Below are 16,436 nucleotides of genomic sequence, written 5' to 3' on the forward strand. Positions count from 1 at the left end.
CCCGGTGAGAATATTCGCCTGCACCGTGGGCGGAAACAGGGCGTTACTGAAGGCATCGCATATCTTGGTCAGCCCTTTGTCCGCGCCACTCTTGCTCATGGCCAGGCCGACAATCGTGCCCACCACCGCACCCAGCAGGAAGCAGCCGAGGCCGCTGGTGGCCACGGTGATGCCGGTGGCCGCAACCACGGCAGCCGTTGCCACGGCAGTGATCGCGATATTGGCCGCCACTTCCAGCACACCGCCGAGGATGTCCGCCATCATCGAGGTGTGGGACAGCGCATCGCCCATCCGGGCAGCCCATAGAGCGTCAGACATGCAGGTTGCTCATCAAGAAACAGCGTCGAACGACAGCGAATTTTTTATCAATGCCCAATGCGCCGCCTCGGCATCCCCAAGCTTCTCCGCCTTCACATAACTCAAGGCGAGCATCTTGCGCGTGCCCGGCAGCACCAGCGCCAGCTGGTACTGGAACACCTTGTCATTGCCCTTGTTGAACTGGCTGCGCAGCTCGATGCCTTCCACCTCTTGGGCGGCGCCCAAACGCACGGTCACGCTCGGTTGGCAGCGCAAGTCCTGCACCTGTTTTTCCAGGCGCTTGAGCTGGTCATCGAAGTTGCTGTGCAGGGTCTCGCCTTCGGTGAGAAAGCTGCGGCTGATGATCAATGACGTGCCCAGTTCAGGGAACTTGAGGATATTGATCGACGCGTCCTGAAGCTCGGCGGCCGGCAGTTGGAACTGGAATTCGTTGATTCGGTACGTCATGGCAAACAGGTCTCGTCAGGAGCTTTTAGGCGCGGGGAATGCGGCGTTGATATTGGCGTCGATGCTGGCTTTCATGCCCTGGCCATCGGGCGTCGCGCCGGGGCCGCCGCCGTTGTTCAGGTGCAGCACGCCGCCGGTATTGAATTCGGCATCGCCGCTGGCGTGGAAGCTGATATTGACGCCGCTCAGGTTGATCTGCCCGCTGGCGTTCAACTCCAGGATGCTTTTGCCGCAGACCAGGCGCAGGTTTTCGCCCACTTCAATCACGTAGCTCTGGCTGATGCTGTCGGTCTTTCTCAGGCCCACCGAAAGGATGTCCTCGTGCTTGACGACCCGCACACGGTTATTCCCAATCGTCACCGTCTCGTTATGCCCAATGCTCTTATTGCGGTCATTCCCCACCGAGTGGCTTTCATCCACCTCCACCACGATGTCCTGATTGCGCTCGGCATGGATGTACAACTGCTCCAGCCCCTTCTTGTCCTCCATGCGGATTTCATTGAAGTTGGCTGGTGTGCCGCCCTTGCTCGAACGGCTTTTCATGCCGCTCTGGGTCGCGTTTTCCGGCAGGTCGTAAGGCACCGTTTGCTCGGCGTTGTACACCCGACCGGTGATGATCGGCCGGTCCGGGTCACCTTCCAGGAAGCTCACAATCACTTCCTGGCCGATGCGGGGAATCTGCATCGAGCCCCAGTTTTTCCCGGCCCAGGATTGCGACACGCGAATCCAGCACGAGCTGTTTTCGTTGGATTGGTCGTGGCGGTCCCAGTAGAAGTGCACCTTCACGCGGCCGTATTGGTCGGTCCAGATTTCCTCGCCTTTGGGGCCGACCACCAAGGCGGTCTGCGGGCCTTTGACGATGGGCCTGTGGGTGTTCGCCAGCGGGCGGAAGCTTTGCTGGGCGTCGATGCACGTGAGGCTGCTTTCGAATTGCGCCGAACCCGAGCCGCCGCCGCTTTCCAGGCTTTCCTGAACGATGTAATAGCGACAGCCGACGATCAGGTATTCGCGGTTCTGGTCCTGGCGGCTGAAGCCGGTGAGGCTGAACAAGTGGCCTGAGCCGAGGCCACGGGCGTTGCCGCTGAACTCGATCTGTTCATGCAAGGTTTGCAAGGCTTCGATGCGAGTGCGTGCGTAGTGTTCGCCGTCTTCGCTTTGCACATAGGTGCCGGGGTAGTCGTACAGCGGATAGTCACCGGCGGTGTGCGGGCGCGGCATCGCCGAGCGTACATCGATGCTGGCGCTGGGGCGCTGGAAGTCATAGTCGTTGAGCTCCAGTGAGCCCGGTTGCACTTCGTGCGCCAGGTGCCAGTTGTGCATGTGGTCGCGTTCGCGTTGCTGCTCGTCCTTGGGGTAATACGGAATCGACGCGTAGCCCGGCACCGTGGTGTGGGCGCCATAGGCGTCGGCCAGCACCAGCACATGGCGGTCCGGTTCATGGCGGAAGAAGTAGTAGATGCCTTCCTGTTCCATCAAGCGGCTGACGAAATCGAAGCTGGTCTCGCGGTACTGCACGCAGTACTCCCACTCGCGGTACGGCCGGCTCAGGGCATCTTCGAAGTCGGAAAAACCCAGGTCGCGAAACACCTGCTTGATGATCTGCGGGATGCTCAGGTTCTGGAAAATCCGGCAGTCCGAGGTGCGGCTGAGCAACCAGAACCACGGGCGCAGCGTCACCTGATAACTGGCGAACTGGCCTTGGTCGATGTTCTGGCTGCACCGCGCGACGATGCCGTGGAAGTGCCGCTCGCCACCGTCCGCCAGTTGCAGGCCCACGCTCATCGGCTTGCCCAGCAACTGGTTGAGGTCGATGTTGGCGTCCAGCGAGGTCAGTTGCAGCTCATAGTTGAACAACCTGCCCAGCTCTTCGCCGCCGCCCATTTCATTGAGCAGCAGCACATCCGGCCCCAGAGGGCTGGTGACTTTGGCCAGGCGTGAGGCTTGGTTGAATAGCATCGGTTAACCCGTAAATTGCCTAGTAACTGAAGAAACCAGCTCTAAATGTGGGAGGGGGACTTGCCCCCGATAGCAGTGTGTCAGTTGATGCATGCAGTGACTGACTCACCGCCATCGGGGGCTTGCCCCCTTCCACATTTGGACTGCATCTCGTCAGATCAATCGGCGTCGCTGAAGTCGTAGTGCAATTCATTATCCCGGGTGCTGATACGCACACCCGCCAGCGCCTTGCCTTCGAGCATGCGCGTGAGGAATTCACGGCTCATGTCCGGCAGCAGGCTGTTGGTCAGGATGGTGTCGATCATGCGCCCGCCGCTTTCGGTTTCGGTGCAGCGCGAGACGATCAAATCGACCACCGCGTCGTCGTAGTCGAAGGCGACTTTGTGCGTCGTCTCCACACGTTTTTTGATGCGGCCCAGTTGCAGGCGGGTGATCGCCTTGAGCATCTCGTCGCTCAGCGGGTAGTAAGGAATCGTCACCAACCGGCCGAGCAGGGCCGGCGGGAAAATTTCCAGCAATGGCTGGCGTAACGCCTTGGCGATTTCTTCCGGCTCGGGAACATTCGCCGGGTCTTTGCACACCTGGGAAATCAACTCGGTGCCGGCGTTGGTCGTCAGCAGAATCAGGGTGTTCTTGAAGTCGATCACGCGGCCTTCGCCGTCCTCCATCACGCCCTTGTCGAACACCTGGAAGAAGATCTCGTGCACGTCCGGGTGGGCTTTTTCCACCTCGTCCAGCAGCACCACGCTGTAGGGTTTGCGCCGTACCGCTTCGGTCAGCACACCGCCTTCGCCGTAGCCGATATAGCCCGGAGGCGCGCCCTTGAGGGTCGACACGGTGTGGGCTTCCTGGAACTCGCTCATGTTGATGGTGATGACGTTCTGCTCGCCGCCGTACATGGCTTCAGCCAGCGCCAGCGCGGTTTCGGTCTTGCCCACACCCGAGGTGCCGGCGAGCATGAACACGCCAATCGGCTTGCTCGGGTTGTCGAGGCCGGCGCGGGACGTCTGGATGCGCTTGGCGATCATCTGCAGGGCGTGGTCCTGGCCGATGATGCGTTTTTTCAGGTGCTGGTCGAGGTTGAGCACCGTCTCCAGTTCGTTGCGCGCCATGCGGCCCACCGGGATGCCGGTCCAGTCGGCGACCACCGAGGCCACCGCCTGGTAATCCACGGTCGGCAGGATCAGCGGGGTTTCGCCTTGCAGGGCGGTGAGGCGTTGTTGCAGGTTCACAAGCTGTGCGCGCAACTCATCGTTGCCGCTGTCCACAACACCGGCTTTCTCGCGCAGGGTTGCACGGGTGGCGAGCAGCTCATCGACCAGGGTTTTCTCTTCGGCCCAGCGGCTTTCCAGGGTTGCCAGGCGTTCACGTTCGGCACTCAGCAAGGCTTCGCTGTTGCTCTGGCGTGCGCCGATGGCGATGCCGATGGCATGCTCGCGGGCGATGATTTGCAGCTCGGTTTCCAGCGCTTCGATGCGACGGCGGCTGTCGTCGACTTCGGCCGGCACGGCGTGCAGGCTGATGGCGACGCGGGCGCAGGCGGTGTCCAGCAGGCTCACGGATTTATCCGGCAGCTGGCGCGCCGGAATGTAGCGGTGCGACAGCTTCACCGAAGCTTCCAGGGCTTCGTCGAGGATCTGCACCTGGTGGTGTTTTTCCATGGTCGAGGCCACGCCGCGCATCATCAGCAGCGCCTTGTCTTCCGACGGCTCAGCCACCTGCACCACTTGGAAACGGCGGGTCAGGGCCGGGTCTTTTTCGATGTGTTTTTTGTACTCGGCCCAGGTCGTGGCGGCCACGGTACGCAAGGTGCCACGGGCGAGGGCTGGCTTGAGCAAGTTGGCGGCGTCACCGGTCCCCGCGGCGCCACCGGCACCGACCAAGGTGTGGGCTTCGTCGATGAACAGGATGATCGGCTTGGGCGAGGCCTGGACGTCTTCGATGACCTGGCGCAGGCGCTGTTCGAACTCGCCTTTCATGCTGGCGCCGGCTTGCAGCAGGCCCACGTCGAGGCTGCGCAGCTCCACGTCTTTGAGCGCGGGCGGCACGTCACCGGCGACGATGCGCAAGGCAAAACCTTCAACCACGGCAGTCTTGCCCACACCGGCCTCGCCAGTGAGGATCGGGTTGTTCTGGCGACGGCGCATGAGGATATCCACCAGTTGGCGGATCTCTTCATCACGCCCGACGATAGGGTCGAGCTTGCCGCTGCGCGCCTGTTCGGTCAGGTCCACGGTAAAACGCTTGAGGGCTTCCTGCTTGCCCATCGCGCTCGGTGCCATGGCGCCGCTGGCTTCGCCGGGTACAGCGCCGGCATTGAAGCCGTCGCTGGCACTCAACGCATTTTCGGGCGAGTCGCCGACGTATTCGTCGAAGCGTTCGCTCAGTGCTTCAGCTTTGATTTTGTCGAACTCGGAAGACAAGCCCAGCAGCGCGTGGCGCAGGCTCGGGGTCTTGAGAATGCCGAGCACCAGGTAACCGGTGCGCACCTGGCTTTCGCCGAACATCAGGCTGCCATAGACCCAGCCGCGTTCCACGGCTTCTTCCACATGGGACGACAGGTCGGTGATCGACGTCGAGCCCCGTGGCAGGCGGTCCAGCGCTTCGGTCAGGTCTCGGGCCAGGCGCGCCGGTTCCACGTTGAACTGGCGAATGATGCGGTGCAGGTCCGAGTCCTGCAGTTGCAGCAACTGGTGAAACCAGTGGGCCAGTTCCACGTACGGGTTGCCCCGCAGTTTGCAGAACACAGTGGCGGCTTCGATGGCCTTGTAGGCCACGCTGTTGAGTTTGCCGAACAGTGCGGCGCGACTGATTTCACCCATGCTCTGGATTCCTTGAGGTGGTGGCGTGGTCGGCGTAATGCCGAGCCAGGATTAGGTCGTTGGCGTCATGCTCGGGTCGGCCGAGCCAGGTGTTGAAGCCCAGGCGGAACTGGCCATTGAGCTGCAGCGCCGGTACTTCGGGTTGTTGCAAAACCAGGTTCAGGTCCCAGTCCAGTTCATGGCCCAGGTACTCGGCCACCCACGCCACCAGCTCATTGAACGGCTGGCTGCCGGGCAGCATGCCCATGTAGTCATCCAGCGTGAGCGGGCCGAGGCGGATGCGGAATTTATGCTGGCGGTCCCACACGTGGCTGCCCAGGCAGAAGTCCACGCCCAGTTGGTTGGCGCTGACACTCACGCGGCTGCGCTCGGGCAATTCCAGCCATTGGCCGACGTATTCTTCGATCTCCACCGGCAGGCCGAAATACTCGCTCAGAATCGCCTTCAGGCCATCCGGGTAGCGGGTTTGCGCTGACAGGTGGCCGCTGTAATGCAGCTTCGCGGTGTCAGGAATCAGCCCCTGATTGAGCAGGCTTGGCATGCCCCGGCCGCTCAGCGCAGCGAGGCGTGCGGACCAGTAATCATCGTCGGGGCGGTCGTGGCTGACCGTTGGCCGCGCCTCGGCCCAGGCCCGGTAAAACAAGCTGAGCAGGCGATGGTGGAACACGTCCAAAAACTGTTTGCTGGTGCTGTCGGCGTTGTTGCGCTGGCGCTCGCGCACGTACTCGGTGATGTGCAGCGGCAACGGGCCGTTGGGGCCGCCGAGGCCGAAGAAGAACTGCTCCAGCCGCGCCGGTTTGCCGTCGCCACCGGGATCGACCGAGGCCAAAGTGGCCGGGGCGAAGGTGCAATCGGCCTGTTGCCCCAGGCGCAACGGGTCATCCGCCAGGCGCAGGGAATGGCCCAGGCGCGGCAGCTGCGGCGATTCGCACTCGATACGCCGCAGCGCCTGGAAGAAATCGTATTCCCAGGGCTCCTGATGCATCGCATCCAGTGTGTTCACAGGGTCGGACGCCGCCCGGGCTTGGCTTTCCATCGCATGATCTCGCCGCGTTCGGTGGTACGGATCACCGTCTCGGTAAAACTGTTGATCGACACGTAACGTGCCAGGAAGCGCTCCAGCACCGCACCGAGCAGAAACACGCCGGTGCCGCGAAACGCGTTTTCATCGAACTCCAGGGTAATTTCCAACCCGCGACCAAACACAATCGGGCCAGGCATCGGCAGGCGCCGGGTCACGGCTTTGCTGCTGACTTCGCGCAGGCCTTCGATCTGCAATTGCAGCGCCGCGTCGTTGCTGTCGCCATACAGGCGCAGCAGTTCACGCAAGGCGCCGGCGCCCTGGCCCTGTTCGCTCAGCGACAGGTAATTGAGCGACAACTGGCTGATCAGGCGCCAGGCCTTGGCGTCATGCGCGTGGCTGGCGCGTGGGCGGCTCGGGCCCGCGACGCAGCGCACTGACAACACGGGCGCGCTGTCGGCCAAGGTGAAGTCGGTCTTGCCGTTGCCCACGCTCATGAACAACGGCAGATCGCGGTTAGTGCACAGCGCGGTCACGCCGAGTTGGCGCAGGTCGTGGCGGTAGGGCGCTTGCTGGCTGTCGACCAGGCTGACAAAGGTTTCGCTGCCCACGTAGGTAGAGCGCGGGCCGTTGCGGCGCTGGTCGCTGGACAACACGCGCGGCTCGCGGCGCAGCGTGTAGTAAGCCTGATCGCGGCCATAGCGTGACGGGTCGCGCACCGCGTAGAACGGCAGGAACGGCTGCTCCGGCCCGGTGCCGTGGCCGGTGATGCCGCTCAGCGAGTGAACCTCGAAATCCATTGGCCGCGTGCGGTCGGCAATCACGTGGTGTTCGTTGACGCGGTCAGACAAATGAATACGGTCCACGCGTTTGGGGAACAGGTTGATCGCCGGCGTGCAGAACGGCATGAACTGCGCCGCGCCAACACTGCCTTCCAGGCTCGGCTCGTGGCGGTCGAACAGCACGATCAGTTCCAGCTCCTGGCCGTCGCAGCGTTTGACCGCGCGGCTCAGTTCGGCGAATTCGACGAACAGGAAGCGGTGGGGCAGGGCGAAGTATTCCTGCAACAGCCGATAGCCCTGGAATGCGCGGGCCACCACCGGCATGGCCGCGTCGGCGTCGTCAAAGCCGCGCGAACGCAACGCGTCCTGCGGCAGGCGCTCGACCCAATCACCGCCAGGCTTGCGCGCAAACACCGCGCAGGCATTGCCCAGCAGTTGTTCGTAGAGGCGAAACGGCTGCTCATCGGCACCGCTGAGGTACAGCGGCAGGCTGTCGAGGTCGAGGCTGTTGAACGGCAATTCGGCGCCGGTGCGCAGGGTCAGGCGCAAACCGGCCTTGGCCTTCGGCTCGCTGGCGGCCAGGCGGCCGAGCACGGCGGCGGGGTTGCCGAAGTACTCGGCGCCGCTGACCTGCAACGGCCACAGCGTCACCGGGTGCGCGGTGCGGTACTCGCAGCAGGTCTGGGTTTCGCGGCCCAGTGCTGCGCGCAACACGATGTCGCGCGGCAGCGGGAAACCGCTGGCCAGCGAGCCTTCATCCGGGTCGGTCTGCAATTGCACCACGGTCATCGACGGCGTCGGCGCCAGGTAGTGCGGGTAGGCGATTTCCAGCAGGTTGTGGGTGAACGTCGGGTACTCGGCGTCGAACTTGAGCTGCACGCGGGCGGTGAGGTAGGCAAAACCTTCGAGCAGGCGTTCGACGTACGGGTCGGCGCAGTCCATACCGGACAGGGTCAGCCGACTGGCGATCTTCGGGTATTCCTTGGCGAACTCGGCGGCGCTTTCGCGCACGTGGTGCAGTTCCTGGTTGTACAGCTCCAGCAGGCGCGGGTTCATGGGCGCCTCCGCTGGTCGGCATTCACCACGCGCACATGGCCGGATTCCAGGTCGAGGTCAGTTTGCAGCAGCAGGCGCAATGGCACCGGCTGCGCCCACAGGTCGCCTTCGATCTCGAAGCTCAGCGCGTTGTGGTTCATCTCGCCGTGGCCGATGCGGGCTTTGACGCGCAACGTGTGGCGCAGAATACGCGGCTCAAAGGTGGCGATGGCCTGGTAGATCAGCGCTTCCAGTGCCTTGATGTCCACGCTGGACACGCTGTTGCCCGCCAGTGCCGGCAGGCCGTAATTGACCACCGACGTACCGGCCGGGGTATGCAGCGTTGCATCGGCGTCCAGCAACGACGTGGTGTTGAGCAGCCACGCCAGGTCGCGCAGCACCGAGGCTTTCAATTGGGTCAGGGACAGCACGCGTTTGTCGGCGCTTTCCTTGGGATTGGTTGGGTCGTCGTCGGTCAACCGGTCCAGCAGGGACGGTTGCAGACGGTCGCGGGAAGCGATTTCAGTTACCACCAAAGCAGCTCCACGGACGGGTTGTGAGAGGGACGGTTTCTGCGAGGGGCCGATGCCTGGGGCCGTGGCGGCGAGCCACGGCCACCGGGTTTATCAGCGCTTGGTGTTGGAACGGATGTTCCAGCCAAACTTGATCGCGCCGCCGTCTTTGGTGCCGTCGGCTTTCTGCGGCTGGTAGTCGACCATCACTTGGGCGAAGTTCAGGGTGACGTTTTCGGTCAGGCGATCATCGGTGCCCGAGCCGCCGGTGCTCAGGGACGTGACCAGCACTTCTTCCAGGTTGATCACCATGTACTCGACCTGGCTTTCGCCACCGGCCTTGCGCACGGTCAGCTTGACCTTGTCGATGTGCTTGCCGCTGGCGCAGTGCATCATCAGGTTTGGCGACGCCTTGTCGACGTACTTGGTCAGCGACAGGTCCTGAATATTCACCTTGCCCGCACCGCCGCCACCGCCAACGTGCATGTTGCCGGACTGGGCCATGCCCCAGCTCCAGTTCAGCACGTCGATTTCGTCCTTGTGGGCCTTGTCCATGGACTCGCCCTTGATGTCGCCGATCTTGATGAAAATATCAACAGCCATGTTTTCTCCCTGTGTGGCTCTTGCCACTGAATTTGAGTAACTCCAAATGGGCAGTGCCTTTGTGTGGGAGGGGGCTTGCCCCCGATGCAGGCACCTCGGTGTGTCAGTCACACCCCAGTGATGCTATCGGGGGCAAGCTCCCTCCCACAGAAGAGCCAGCTCATCCGTGGGTTAGGCGCTTTTCGCCGAAGGCAACTTCGATACCAGGCGCAACGACACGGTCAGCCCTTCGAGCTGATAGTGCGGGCGCAGGTAGAACTTGGAGTTGTAGTAACCCGGGTTGCCTTCGACGTCTTCCACGATCACTTCGGCGGCAGCCAACGGGTGCTGGGCCTTGGTGGTTTCGGTGGAGTGCGCCGGGTCGCCGTCGACGTAGTTGAGGATCCAGTCCTGCAACCAGCGCTGCATCTCGTCCTTCTCTTTGAAGGAACCGATCTTGTCGCGCACGATGCACTTCAAGTAGTGCGCGAAACGGCAGGTGGCGAACAGGTACGGCAGGCGCGCGGCCAGGTTGGCGTTGGCAGTGGCGTCCGGGTCGTCGTATTCGGCCGGTTTCTGCAACGACTGGGCACCGATGAAGGCGGCAAAGTCGGTGTTTTTCTTGTGCAGCAGCGGCATGAAACCGTTCTTCGCCAGTTCCGCTTCACGGCGGTCGCTGATGGCGATTTCGGTCGGGCACTTCATGTCCACGCCACCGTCATCGGTCGGGAACGTGTGGGCCGGCAGGTTTTCCACCTCACCGCCGGACTCGACGCCACGGATGCGCGAGCACCAGCCGTAGTGCTTGAACGAACGGTTGATGTTCACCGCCATCGCGTAGGCGGCGTTGGCCCAGGTGTACTTGGAGCTGTCGGCGCCGTCGGTGTTTTCTTCGAAGGCGAAGGCTTCCACCGGATCGGTCTTGGCGCCATACGGCAGGCGCGCCAGGAAGCGCGGCATGGTCAGGCCGATGTAGCGCGAGTCTTCCGATTCACGCAGCGAACGCCAGCCGGCGTATTCCGGCGTGGTGAAGATTTTGGTCAGGTCGCGCGGGTTCGACAGTTCCTGCCACGAGCCCATGCCCATCACGGTCGGCGAGGCCGCAGCGATGAACGGGGAGTGCATGGCGGCGCAGACTTTCGACAGCTCGCCCAGCAGTTCCACGTCGGGTGGCGACTGGTCGAAGTAGTAGTCGCCGACCAGGCAGCCGTAAGGTTCGCCGCCGAACTGGCCGTATTCTTCTTCGTACATCTTTTTGAAGATCGGGCTCTGGTCCCACGCGGTGCCCTTGAATTTCTTCAGGGTCTTGTGCAGGTCCGGCTTGGAGATGTTGAGCACGCGAATCTTCAGTTGCTCGTCGCTCTCGGTGTTGTTGACCAGGTAGTGCAGGCCACGCCAGGCGCTTTCCAGCTGCTGGAAATCCGGGTGATGGATGATCTGGTTGACCTGGGCGGTGAGCTTGGCGTCGATGGCGGCGATGATCGATTCAATCGACTTGATCGCGTCATTGGACACCAGGTCCGTCTGTGCCAAAGCCTGTTCGGCCAGGGTGCGCACGGCGGTTTCCACAGCTTCGCGGGCACGCTCGGTCTTGGGTTTGAATTCTTGCAGCAGCAGGTTGGCGAACTCGCTGGCTTCTTCGGTGGCACCCAGGATCTGGGAGCCTTCGCGGGCGGTGTTGTCGGTCATGATTACTGGTCCCCTGCAGGCTTAGGCGCGCTGGCAAGTGCCTGAAGCAATGCCGGGTCCTTGATCGCCTTCATGATGATTTCTTCAGCGCCAGTCTTGCCGTCCATGTAGGTCAGCAGGTTGGCCAGCTGGGTGCGGGCTTCGAGCAGTTGCTTGAGCGAATCGACCTTGCGGGCCACGGCGGCCGGGCTGAAGTCGTCCATGCTTTCGAACGTGATGTCCAGGCTCAGGTTGCCTTCGCCGGTCAGCTCGTTCGGTACATGGAACGCTACGCGTGGCTGCATGGCCTTGAGGCGCGAGTCGAAGTTGTCGACGTCCACTTCAAGGAACTTGCGGTCGGCCACGGGTGCGAGCGGTTCGGCAGGCTTGCCGGCGAGGTCGGCCATCACACCCATCACGAAGGGCAGCTGGACCTTTTTCTCGGCGCCGTAAAGCTCGACGTCGTACTCGATCTGCACTCGAGGCGCACGGTTGCGCGCGATGAATTTCTGAGAACTTTGCTTCGCCACGTTGCTGCTCCTGGTCGCTTGAGCGACGGTGTTGTTACTGCACAGCCGGGCGGCTTACTCGCCGTCCGGGCCGCGCAGGTTTTCAAATTGGGACATGCCGTCGGGAATCAGATTGCGCACGATGGCCGCGAAGTCGGCGTGCACCAGATTCTTCGCCCGGTTCAACAGCACCGGCAGCGGGCTCGAAGGCTCGTGACGGGTGTAGTACGCAAGGATCTTGTCGAGGCTGCGCAGCACGTCATCGCGGCTGGCGATGTCGCCAGTGGGGCGCGGTGCGGCGGGGGCAGCGGCGAAATCGACCGAGGGGGCATTGTCGTCACTGACGGCCTCGGGTTCGCTGCTGGTATCGCTGTTCGGTACAAATTGGTTGAGGACTTGCAGCGCCTGCTTGAGCGGTTGCTTCAACAGGCTGAGGTCCACGCCCTGGGCCGAACCGACCTGGTCGCTGACCTGTTGTTCGATGGCTTCGCAGGCGGCGCGCGCGGCGCTCAAGGCATCGCGCGTGGCTTGCAATTGTTCGGGATCGCTGTCCAGAAATGCGGCGTTGAGTTGCTGGGCACCGAGCTGTTCGTCGGGGAAACTCATCAAGCCGCTGGCGTTCAGCGCAGCACGCAGGCTCACCGGCCCGAACGTGCGCGAGCGCGTGAGGATGCTTTCGCGCAGCAGACGAATGGTCGCGTCGCTGGTCAGGCCAGATAAGGCATTGATGCGTACGGTGGGGTCATTATCGTCGTCGGCATCCAGGCGCGGGTGCAGGTCAGTCCAGTACTCGCGCAGCAGCGCGTTGATCAGCGTGAGGACTTCGGCCAGCCCGGCCACACCCTGAAGGGCGAGGGAGCTTTGCAACAGAAAATGGGTGATGCGCAGGTCTTTGCTGCGCTGCAACAAGTCGAGGCTTTGCTGCTGGATGCTGCGCCATTCCGGTGGCTCAGCCGGCAGGATAGCGTCGCCCATGCTGCGCTCGGGTTGGCCCTTGGCGTCACGCTCCAGTTGGAGAAATTGCGCGTCATATTCCATGTCTTCGCCACAGGGCGAAGTCGCGGAAACGGCGGCGAGCAGCAACGGCACATCCACTTGATTCGATCTCCCTATCAGCCCGTTAGATGCCGGGCAATGCATGCATTAGTTGCGCGATGAACTTTGCATGTTTTCTTGGTCATATAGCCAGAGTGCCACTACCGTGCCATCACTGATGTTCAAGAAGTTGTGCATTTTTGGTGTAGTAGTTACGCCTTGTCAAGGTAAGCTATTCGCCCTCTGTGACAGATGTGCGGTGCTTAACACCCTGCGCGACTGGCGGGTCGAACGGCGCACCAGGACAGGATTTTTGTCATAGAAGCCAGTTAAGATCACCGATCATGCTGGTAAAAGCCTATTTTTACGGTCGTTAACGCGACTGGCGGTATCTCTTGGGAAGCCTGGCTCCTTCAGGTAGACCCTTGGATAGACCGCGCGCGATGTATCAGCAAGGAGGCAAGATGTCGCTGTGCTTGACTATCACTAGTTATCACAAGATCACCCCTGGGCAATGCCCTGAAAAGTCCATGAATCAGGGCATGATGGCTATTGGCCGCAGTTCTGATAATGACTGGGTATTGCCAGATCCAGAGCGCCTTGTCTCCTCGCAACACTGCGTTATTCAATACAAAGATGGCCGTTACTATTTAACCGATAACAGCACCAACGGCGTTGAATTGGTTAACGCCGGTATTCGTATGCGCCGAGGGAACAGCGAACCGTTGCAAGACGGTGAATTGATCCGCATCGGCGACTACGAAATTCAGGCGCGTATCGACTTCAACGTGCAAGCCATCGATAGCCAGCCGTTTGCCGGCGATTCGCCGAACAGCTTCGAGGCGTTGATGGGCGCGGTGGTGAACGCGCCCGCGCCGACGCCGGTGATCGCGCCGCAGTTTCATGGCGCCTCGTCGATGGACACGCTACCGGACCTGTTCGATTTCCTCACCCCGACCGCCGTACCACCACCGACCGTGGCGGACCATGTGCCGTCCGAGCAACACGACTTTCGCCCGCCGACCCCCGTTGCCATGCCAGTGGTGGAGAAGCCGGCGCCGTCAGCCTCGGTGATTCCCGAAGACTGGGACGTGTTTGGCGACACACCCGCGCCCGTGGCCAGTAGCCCGACGCCCGTTGCACCGCCTCCCGTGCCGCCGGTCATCCAGTCGCCTCCCGCGCCGCCAGTCATGCAGTCGCCGCCCGTGGTCGAGCCCGTGCTCCCCGCGGCTGACAGCCAACAGCCCGACCTTTTGCAAGCTTTCCTGCGCGGCGCCGGCCTCGACCAGCTGCGCCTGGACAAGGCCGATGCCTGCGCGCAGATGGAGAGCATCGGCCGCAGCTACCGGTTGATGGTCGAAGGCCTGATCGACGTATTGCGCGCCCGCGCCAGCCTCAAGGGCGAGTTCCGCATGCAGCAGACGATGATCCGGCCCGCCGAAAACAATCCGTTGAAGTTTGCGCCCAATGCCGATGAAGCCTTACTGCTGCTGCTGCGTCATGGAAACCAAGCGTTTATGGCGCCGGACATCGCCGTGCGCGACAGTTTCGACGACCTGCGCGCCCATCAACTGGCGGTAATGGCCGGTGTAGAAGCGGCCATCAAGCACTTGCTCGCGCGCTTTGAGCCGGCGCAACTGGAAGAGCGCATGGGCAAGCCCGGCGGGCTGTCGAGCATTTTCAACGGCTCGCGCCAGGCCCAGTACTGGCAGCAGTTCACCGAGCTTTACAGCAATATCTCGCGCGAAGCCCAGGAAGATTTCCAGGACCTGTTCGGTCGCGAATTCAGCCGGGCCTACGAAGAACACAGCGCACGACAGCGTCGCTAAACCGCAACGCAGTAATGGATAAAACGGATAGCTAAGTACGTCATTGAGGACGCAGGATGATTCCCAGGTTTTTACTCGCAGTCGCCACGGCGCTGCTGCTGACGGCGTGTGCCAAGGATGCCGCCAAGCCCGAGGCGGCCACTGAAGCCGAAGCGGACACCGCCGCCATCGAACTGCATTTTCACGCCATTGCCGGGCTCAACCCCGGCGCCAACGGCCAGGCCGCTCCGGTTCGCGTACGCATCTTCGAACTGAAAAACGCCGCCACCTTCAGCCGCTCCGATTACTTCGCGCTGGCTGATCGCGCGCAATCCACGCTCGGACTCGATCTGCTGGACCAGGACGAAGTGATGGTGCAACCCGGCCAGCAACTGAGTATCCAGCGCAACCTCGACCCGTCCACGCGCCAGATCGGCCTGCTGGTGGGCTATCGCGAGTTGGACCGCGCGCAATGGCGCACGGTGCTCACCGTCCCGGCACGCCAATACACCGAATACCAGATCAGCCTCGACGTGCGCGCCGTACGCGCCGACGTCGTGGTTTCCCCATCCAGCCCTGCCCAATAAGAAGCAAACGGAGCTCCCATGTCCTGGAACAATCGCGTGGTCTGGTCGGAAGGCATGTTCATCGGAACGCAGCACTTCCAGCAGCATGACCGTTACCTGGAAAACCTGATTGACGCCCGCAGCCGCCCGTTGTCCGCCGGTGCCTGGGGGTTTTCCGAATTGCTCATCGACCAGGGCCTGCTGGCCCAGGGCAAGCTGGCGATTGTGTCGGCCCGTGGCCTGTTGCCGGATGGCACGCCGTTCAATATTCCCCAGGATGACCTGGCGCCGAGCCCGCTGAATATCGACGACAACCTGCGCGATGGCCTGGTGTACCTGGCCCTGCCGCTCAAGCGTGCAGGCGCGCGTGACACCGTCGATGACGGCGAAGACCTCGGCGCCGCGCGTTACGTCAGCCAGGTGCGTGAAGTGCGTGATGACAACGCCCCGTTCGAAAACCGCGCGCCCGTGGCCGTGGGCTCGCGTGCGTTGCGCCTGCTGACTGCGCAGGATGGCATCAGCGACTACGCCGCCATCGGCCTGGTGCGCATCAAGGAAAAACGCGCCGACCGCGCGCTGGTGCTCGATGACACCTACATCCCGCCGGTACTGGACGTGGCCGTCAGCAAACCGCTGACGGCCTTTCGCAGCGAGTTGCTGGGCCTGCTGCACCAGCGCGGCGAAGCCCTGGCCGGCCGCGTGGTCGCCTCGGGCGCCGGTGGCGCCTCGGAGATTGCCGATTTCATGCTGTTGCAACTGGTCAACCGCGCGCAGCCGCTGCTCCAGCATTTCAGCCAGTTGAGCCCGCTGCACCCGGAGCGTTTTTTCAGCGAACTGGTGAGCCTGGCCGGTGAGTTTTCCACCTTTTCGACGTCAGGCCGTCGCCCCCAGGAATACCCGCAATACCAGCACGATGACCTGTCGCTGAGCTTCACCCCGGTGATGGCAGCCTTGCGTGAGGCGCTGTCGATGCTGATCGACAGCAAAGCCACACCGATCCCGATTGTGGAGAAGGCCTACGGCATTCATGTGGCCATGCTCGCCGACAAAACCCTGCTCGACAGCGCCAGTTTCATCCTGGTGGTGCGCGCCGATGTGCCCGGCGAAACCCTGCGCGCGCGTTTCGGCCAGCAGAGCAAGGTCGGCTCGGTGGAGCACATCCGCGACATGGTCAACCTGCAACTGCCGGGCATCGGCCTGCTGCCGCTGCCGGTGGCGCCACGCCAGATTCCGTACCACGCAGGCAGCACCTATTACGAGCTGGACCGTGGCAGCGAGCACTGGCAGCAACTGAATAACTCCGGCGGCTTTGCCTTCCACATCGCCGGGCAATTCCCGGGTTTGAACCTGGCCTTCTGGGCGATCCGAGGATAAT

At 62.5% G+C, this 16,436-nt stretch carries 14 protein-coding genes; 3 read left to right on the top strand and 11 right to left on the bottom strand.

Going from position 1 to position 16,436, the window contains the following annotated elements; translation table 11 throughout:
• The 11 genes from L8K08_RS19885 to tssA form a co-directional block, all read right to left on the bottom strand.
• Positions 1 to 318 (bottom strand): hypothetical protein (locus L8K08_RS19885; protein WP_242199540.1); only part of this gene is annotated, 318 nt, incomplete at its 3' end.
• Between the two features lie 12 nt (positions 319 to 330).
• The gene (locus L8K08_RS19890; protein ID WP_145158212.1) at positions 331 to 765 is read right to left on the bottom strand and encodes a DcrB-related protein; all 435 of its coding nucleotides are present in this window, start codon (positions 763 to 765) and stop codon (positions 331 to 333) included.
• A gap of 15 nt (positions 766 to 780) precedes the next feature.
• The gene (locus tag L8K08_RS19895) at positions 781 to 2,721 is read right to left on the bottom strand and encodes a type VI secretion system Vgr family protein (protein ID WP_242199542.1); all 1,941 of its coding nucleotides are present in this window, start codon (positions 2,719 to 2,721) and stop codon (positions 781 to 783) included.
• Between the two features lie 158 nt (positions 2,722 to 2,879).
• The gene (gene tssH, locus L8K08_RS19900; protein ID WP_242199544.1) at positions 2,880 to 5,543 is read right to left on the bottom strand and encodes a type VI secretion system ATPase TssH; all 2,664 of its coding nucleotides are present in this window, start codon (positions 5,541 to 5,543) and stop codon (positions 2,880 to 2,882) included.
• Positions 5,536 to 6,579: a type VI secretion system baseplate subunit TssG gene (tssG, locus tag L8K08_RS19905; protein ID WP_119737185.1), complete on the bottom strand. Its 1,044-nt coding sequence runs from the start codon at positions 6,577 to 6,579 to the stop codon at positions 5,536 to 5,538. Before tssG ends, tssH begins: the two co-directional genes overlap by 8 nt.
• Positions 6,543 to 8,402, bottom strand: coding sequence for a type VI secretion system baseplate subunit TssF (tssF, locus tag L8K08_RS19910; RefSeq protein ID WP_242199546.1), 1,860 nt, complete (start codon positions 8,400 to 8,402; stop codon positions 6,543 to 6,545). The genes tssG and tssF overlap by 37 nt, the downstream gene beginning before the upstream one ends.
• Positions 8,399 to 8,914, bottom strand: a complete 516-nt coding sequence (gene tssE, locus L8K08_RS19915; protein WP_242199548.1) for a type VI secretion system baseplate subunit TssE — start codon at positions 8,912 to 8,914, stop codon at positions 8,399 to 8,401. The genes tssF and tssE overlap by 4 nt, the downstream gene beginning before the upstream one ends.
• A 93-nt stretch (positions 8,915 to 9,007) precedes the next feature.
• The gene (locus L8K08_RS19920; protein ID WP_005792512.1) at positions 9,008 to 9,496 is read right to left on the bottom strand and encodes a type VI secretion system tube protein Hcp; all 489 of its coding nucleotides are present in this window, start codon (positions 9,494 to 9,496) and stop codon (positions 9,008 to 9,010) included.
• 171 nt (positions 9,497 to 9,667) lie between these two features.
• Positions 9,668 to 11,164 carry a type VI secretion system contractile sheath large subunit gene (gene tssC, locus L8K08_RS19925; RefSeq protein WP_119737190.1) on the bottom strand — a complete coding sequence of 499 codons (1,497 nt, stop codon included), beginning with the start codon at positions 11,162 to 11,164 and terminating at the stop codon, positions 9,668 to 9,670.
• Between the two features lie 2 nt (positions 11,165 to 11,166).
• Positions 11,167 to 11,673: a type VI secretion system contractile sheath small subunit gene (gene tssB / locus L8K08_RS19930; RefSeq protein WP_017135823.1), complete on the bottom strand. Its 507-nt coding sequence runs from the start codon at positions 11,671 to 11,673 to the stop codon at positions 11,167 to 11,169.
• Positions 11,674 to 11,727: 54 nt separating this feature from the next.
• On the bottom strand, positions 11,728 to 12,747 hold the full coding sequence (tssA, locus tag L8K08_RS19935; protein WP_242199550.1) for a type VI secretion system protein TssA: 1,020 nt from the start codon (positions 12,745 to 12,747) through the stop codon (positions 11,728 to 11,730).
• 404 nt (positions 12,748 to 13,151) lie between these two features.
• Between tssA and tagH the strand changes: the two genes are divergently transcribed.
• Genes tagH through tssK form a run of 3 tightly spaced genes read left to right on the top strand, consistent with a single transcriptional unit; the run spans position 13,152 to position 16,435 of the window.
• Positions 13,152 to 14,516 carry a type VI secretion system-associated FHA domain protein TagH gene (gene tagH, locus L8K08_RS19940; protein ID WP_242199552.1) on the top strand — a complete coding sequence of 455 codons (1,365 nt, stop codon included), beginning with the start codon at positions 13,152 to 13,154 and terminating at the stop codon, positions 14,514 to 14,516.
• Positions 14,517 to 14,572: 56 nt separating this feature from the next.
• Entirely contained in the window at positions 14,573 to 15,082 is a 510-nt protein-coding gene (tssJ, locus tag L8K08_RS19945) for a type VI secretion system lipoprotein TssJ (RefSeq protein WP_242199554.1), read from the top strand.
• An 18-nt stretch (positions 15,083 to 15,100) separates the two neighbouring features.
• Positions 15,101 to 16,435: a type VI secretion system baseplate subunit TssK gene (gene tssK / locus L8K08_RS19950; protein WP_242199555.1), complete on the top strand. Its 1,335-nt coding sequence runs from the start codon at positions 15,101 to 15,103 to the stop codon at positions 16,433 to 16,435.
• Position 16,436: the final 1 nt, after the last annotated feature.

This window comes from Pseudomonas sp. TREG-RG-20F-10-E-6-01 (assembly GCF_022662455.1).
GTDB lineage: Bacteria > Pseudomonadota > Gammaproteobacteria > Pseudomonadales > Pseudomonadaceae > Aquipseudomonas.